4 protein-coding genes and 1 pseudogene are annotated in these 5,196 nt (G+C 64.6%); all 5 read right to left on the minus strand.

Translation table 11 applies throughout. The features are described from left to right. Window positions 1–515, minus strand: a pseudogene (locus AC0L2U_RS34510) (glutamine--fructose-6-phosphate transaminase (isomerizing)); the annotation flags it as partial. Window positions 516–1,387: 872 nt separating this feature from the next. Further along, window positions 1,388–3,355, minus strand: coding sequence for a relaxase/mobilization nuclease RlxS (rlxS, locus tag AC0L2U_RS34515; protein ID WP_473603672.1), 1,968 nt, complete (start codon window positions 3,353–3,355; stop codon window positions 1,388–1,390). Between the two features lie 180 nt (window positions 3,356–3,535). Then, the gene (locus tag AC0L2U_RS34520; protein ID WP_473603673.1) at window positions 3,536–4,219 is read right to left on the minus strand and encodes a lytic transglycosylase domain-containing protein; all 684 of its coding nucleotides are present in this window, start codon (window positions 4,217–4,219) and stop codon (window positions 3,536–3,538) included. Continuing rightward, window positions 4,207–4,755 (minus strand): S26 family signal peptidase, encoded by a 549-nt coding sequence (locus tag AC0L2U_RS34525; RefSeq protein WP_473603674.1) that lies wholly within the window; start codon window positions 4,753–4,755, stop codon window positions 4,207–4,209. The genes AC0L2U_RS34520 and AC0L2U_RS34525 overlap by 13 nt, the downstream gene beginning before the upstream one ends. Next, entirely contained in the window at window positions 4,752–4,988 is a 237-nt protein-coding gene (locus AC0L2U_RS34530; RefSeq protein WP_027164081.1) for a helix-turn-helix transcriptional regulator, read from the minus strand. The genes AC0L2U_RS34525 and AC0L2U_RS34530 overlap by 4 nt, the downstream gene beginning before the upstream one ends. Between the last annotated feature and the right edge of the window lie 208 nt (window positions 4,989–5,196).

Here is a 5,196-nt window from a genome sequence, read left to right on the forward strand (position 1 = left end):
GCCGCCATGATGGTCGATGGATCATCCTCAAAGAGAACGGCAAGGGCGTAGGCACCGCTGACGCGCTTCAGCATGGCATGCATTGCCTCGCCCCGCCCCATGCCATCCCGGCGGTATCTTGCCAAGAGATGAACGACGACTTCGGTGTCGGTATCGGTCTGGAACTCGGCGCCCGCCGCCGCCAGTTCGTCCTTCAACTCGGCGAAATTCTCAATGATGCCGTTGTGAACCACGGCCACACCCTCCGCAATGTGCGGGTGCGCGTTGCGCTCAGTGGGTGCCCCATGGGTTGCCCAACGTGTGTGTGCGATGCCGATGAAGCCACTCAGCGGCTCTTCCTTCAATCTTCTCTCGAGATTGACAAGCTTGCCCTCGCCGCGCCGGCAGTTCAACGAGCCCTCGCAAAGGGTGGCGACGCCGGCTGAGTCATAGCCGCGATATTCGAGCCGCTTCAACGCGTCAACCAACCGCTCCGACACTGGCTGATGTCCAACGATGCCAACAATCCCGCACATGATCGTCTCCGAACTCTTCCCGGTAGCCTCAGTCGGCGCGAAGGAAACCCGCCACTGCTCAGCCCCTAGTGGAATTCGGCGAAAGAGGTAAAATCGATTGTTGGGATAGCTGCCATCCAGCCAGCGGATGGTCGGGAAACGTGTTTGACGACCCGGCGAGAGGACCTTTGACCTCGGCTAAACAGGTCTCCTGACCTCAGCTTCACCCCATCTCAGAGAGTGAGAAAGCCGTCAAATTCGCCACCAACTGTCGCGATTTGCGGGCTTTCGACCGAGCCGGCCGCGCAAATCGCCCGTGCAAGCTGTCCCTCGTCGGCACCGCCGCGTTTCGCGGGCAGGATGGTCCGGTGGCCGACTTAGTCGCGGAGTTGCCTGCGCTGCCGCCGCAACCGGGCTGTGTCGATCTTAGACAAAGCGGAATGCCAGGCTCTGCCGATGGCCCTAAGAATCATTTGCAATGCTAGTTTCCTCTGCTGCCCAGCGCGTTCCCGTCTTCCGCGTTGGTCGATTGATCGTGCATTAAAGATAGATGGCGTTGCGAATCGGGGGCTATCAGCCCCAATTTTGGCTGCCTATGCAAGCGGGCGGACGCGTCGTGCCATCTTATGCCTCATGGCATGTGGAAGCGCATCCACAGCAGATAGCCGCCGGAAGGAGCTCGATCCCTTTGCTTTTCGTCGTGGCTGGTTCAGCAAATCTGCTCGACCCCACGGCAGCTTGCGATCAGGCACCGAGGGGAGTGCAATCGGCGGCGAACGCACTGTTGATGAGGCAGACCCCGCCAGAGCCGATGGCACTCGGCTCTCGGAGCACCTTCTCGAAAGCCGGGCCAGTCGAAGTAAAACCGCGCCTGCGCATGGCTGCCATGAAAGTCACGAAACACTGGGTCCACTCCTTTGCCGACCGATGTTCCAAGATATACCCTCGCGCTGCACCAGGCCGGAAACCTCTTTGCCGATATGCCGCTCGAGCACCGGCCGCCAAGGGACGAGCACGAACTCGCGCGATTTCTCGATAACGGCATATTTGCCGCTGGCGAGCTCAACTGAGCGGCGGAGCGTGCCCTCTACCCGGTCTCCGGGTTGCGTTTCAGCATAAGATAGACCGAGCTCTTCCGAGAGCTGACCGGCAACACGGTTCAGCTCCCGCTGGCGGAGGATCACGATCATATTGGCGCGATAGACGATCCGATCCTGCTCCTCATGGGCAAGGCCTTGCGCAATCAGCCACTGCTGTCGGCGGCTCCGCGCCTCCTGGGCTTCACGGCCGAAGCCCGAATTGCGCAACCTCTCTGATCCATCGGAGACCAGCTGGCTGTCGAGCCAGGTGGCGCCGTCAAAACCAACCTGCCGCTGCAGAGGCATGGAAGAGAGCTTGTCGACCGTGACAGGTCGGGTCCTCGCCTGCTGGCGCTCGTAGGTGGTGACACGATGGAGATGATCCGGCGCGATGATCCAGGTGCCGTCGGGCTGGCGCTCCACGCCGGTAGCGCGCCGGATCGCCTCCAGCCGACGGACATGCGTTTCGGCGAAGCGGTCGTTGGCGGTCGGATCGTGCTTCAGGTGAATGTCGATGTTGTAGCGGCCGTCATGGGCAGCCGCGAGTTCGGCCACCGTGCGGTCAACGAGCCTTGGTTCTGTGTTCCTCGGCGCGACACGCACGATGCAGCCGTCGGGCGTCGGCTCTGTCGCCTCGCCTTTGCCGATGTCGATGTATCGGGTCTTGCCGTCAACACCGTCGACGATCAGGTAATGCCGGTCGGTGAGCTCGTCGGCCAGCCCGCGCGCGACAACACGGCCGACGACAGGGTCGACCGGCGTGCCGGATCGATCATGGATCACCCAATCGGCGGCACTGCGGGAAATCCCCCTGCCCGTCAGCTCGCGATGCATGGTCTTGATGATGTCGCCGCGTTCGCCGATGCGGCGCAGCGTCGCTTCTAGCCCGTCATCGAGGCGCCAGCGGCCCGAGTTGATCTCTTCGGCCAGATGCATCCGCTCGAGCTTGCGCAGGCGCCCCTGCTCCAAGGTTTGCCGAAACGCGTCGCGGCTATCGGGGGAAACGAGCCCACTGTCGTCACGCCGTTGCAGCAGGCGGCGGTCGATGCTGGTGAACCGTTCCTGCTCCATTTCCTGACGCAGGCGGTGCTCGATCTCGTGGTCGGTGCGCGGACCGAGATCGAGGCTGACCAGCTCGGCGGCGCGCTCGCGGATGCCGCTCGATATGTATTCGCGCGCTATCACGAGATTCTCGCCGCGATCGTCCTTGCCACGCACGATGATGTGGGTGTGCGGATGGCCGGTGTTGAAATGATCCACGGCAACCCAGTCGAGCTTCGTGCCGAGATCCTCCTCCATCTGTGCCATGAGCCGCCGCGTCAGTGGCTTGAGGTCGTCAAATTCGATGCCGTCCTCGGGTGCGACGATGAAGCGGAATTGGTGGCGATCGCCATCGGCACGAACGAGGAAGTCCTTGCCGGCGACGCGGTCGCTCTCAGCGCCATAGAGCTCGCCAGGCGCGCCGTCCCGGGTGACGCCGTCGCGCTGGATGTAGCGCAGATGCGCACGCGCCCCGTCCGCGCTCTTGCCGGAAAGCTTGACGACACGCGCCTTGATGACGACCCGGCGCTGGCGGAAGGCTGCATGGCGATCGCGTGACTTCAGCAGCGCGGCCGTCGCCCCGCCGCGGCCCGTCCGGCTCCCCACGAAGCGGCCACCACGCTGGGGCCGGCCACCGGCTCGGTTGATCGCCGCCCGGACCTGGCTGGCAAAGCGTTTGCCTGCCTTCGAGCCACGGGAGCCTATCTTCCCGAGCTTGGGTCTGAACTCGTCATCGTGCATGCTTAGCCTCCGCGTTTTACAGAGTCGAATTAGCCATTTGCGCTCCGAAGCTCTCCTGGCGCTGGAGGCTGCCTCCGGCAAAAAAGATGTGCAGACAAACACTTCGCCGCCTCATGGAGGCGGTGCCTTTATCTTGCCTTACGCGCCCCGCCCCTTCGGACGCGTCCAGCTCGCCCACTACTAGCGGTCCGGCTGCTTGACCGGTGCGACGTCCGTCGCCAGCGGCACGAAGAGATCGCCGTTTCGCGCGCCGGTGCGAACACCATTTTGCAGGAAAAACAGCGAGCGCCCCGAGGGCGCATTTTGCCTGCCTGGAGCGACAGATTGGCCGTTGGATTTCTTCATGTCGGTGGCCGAAATCCCGGCCGCCGCGAGTTGCTTGAGATAGTCGACGGTCTCTTTCGGCAGCGGCTTGCCGCGCTTCAGATGCGCCTCGTAGCGCTCGGGGCCGGCGTTGTAAGCGGCAAACAGGCCGGGGAACCCGAAGCGGTCATACATGGCGCGGAGATAGGCCGTGCCGGCCAGAATGTTGTCGCGCGGATCGTGTGGATTTGGGCCGAGACCATGGGCCACGCGCATGTCCTCATACGTTTCCGGCATCAGCTGCATGAGGCCCGTGGCGCCGGCGCGCGAGGTGATTGGGCGGCCGTCGAGCACCGTCTTGCCGCTGCTTTCCGCATCGATCACGGCGTAAATCCAGGCCTGGGGAATACGGAAACGCTTGCTTGCTTCGGCAACGAAGTGCTGCCACCTTCCAAGCTGCGGACTTTGGGAGATGGCGACTGGCTCAGCGCCGGTCGAGGCGGAACAGGCGCATGGCGCGACAGCGATCATGCCAAGCATCAGGAGGGTCACTCGGTCCATAGCGGCACGAGCCTCCCGATGACATTCGCGTCCGGCACCGGCCCGAAATAGCGGCTGTCGAAAGAGCGCGGCGCCTCGCCGTTCAGCACGAAGAATTCGTCGCCGGCGAGCGCGCGGCAGCCGCTCCACCAGGGCAGCGGACGGCCTTGGGTGTCGGTTGCGAGCCGACGCGCGACGATCTTGCCGCCGATGATGATCGCCTCGTTGAAGGCGCAGACACGTTCGTGCGGCAGCGCGGCAATGTGCTTTACAAGGGGAACGCGGTGCGGGAGATAGCCGCGTTCGGCAGCGAGGCCGGCGATGGCTTGGGGTGCGTCGGTGAGCACCAGGTCGCCGCGTGCGGGCGCTCCCGCCACGACGCGATAGAGGCCGACCGGCGCGCTCGCCGAGGCGTTCCAGATCAGCCAGGGCGACGGGTTTGCAAGGGGGCCAAAGGCAATCAGGCCCAGGGCAATCGCGGTCGCGGCGATCGCCTTTGTCGCGCGTACGCGACGCAGGCGGCTGCCGGTCAGACGGATGGAGGGACGCCGGCTCATGGGCGGCCTCCATCGCCGGAACCGGTTACCTTCTGGCCTTTCGACCACTCGTCGAGCTCGTCGATGTGGTAGCGCACATAACGGCCATGCTTGCGGAATTTCGGGCCGCCGCCGATGAGCCGCATCTTTTCCAGCGTGCGCTGGGAGAGCCCTATGTAGAAGGCGGCTTGGGCTGTGTTGAGAAACGGACTGCCCTTCTTGGCGCGGGCGGCGCGTTCGTTTTCGTCATCCATAATTGTCCTCGTGTCGCTTAAGGAGAAGCGACGGCGAGGATGGGCGAACGAGGGCGCCCCGGGGACGGGCGAAGAGTGGGCGGCGAGTTTTCGCCGCTCCGGTGGGAAGAGCCCCCCCGCGGGGGGGGGGGGGGGGGGGGGGGCGGGGGGGGGGAGGGGGGGGGGGGGGGGAGGGGGGGGGGGGGGGGGGGCGGGGGAGCGCGCCGGG

This window comes from Mesorhizobium sp. WSM4808, assembly GCF_055811675.1.

Excerpts from the sequence above, each read along its gene's own strand:
- rlxS (WP_473603672.1), bottom strand. The coding sequence starts at position 3,355 with ATGCACGATGACGAGTTCAGACCCAAGCTCGGGAAGATAGGCTCCCGT.
- AC0L2U_RS34520 (WP_473603673.1), bottom strand. The coding sequence starts at position 4,219 with ATGGACCGAGTGACCCTCCTGATGCTTGGCATGATCGCTGTCGCGCCA.
- AC0L2U_RS34525 (WP_473603674.1), bottom strand. The coding sequence starts at position 4,755 with ATGAGCCGGCGTCCCTCCATCCGTCTGACCGGCAGCCGCCTGCGTCGC.
- AC0L2U_RS34530 (WP_027164081.1), bottom strand. The coding sequence starts at position 4,988 with ATGGATGACGAAAACGAACGCGCCGCCCGCGCCAAGAAGGGCAGTCCG.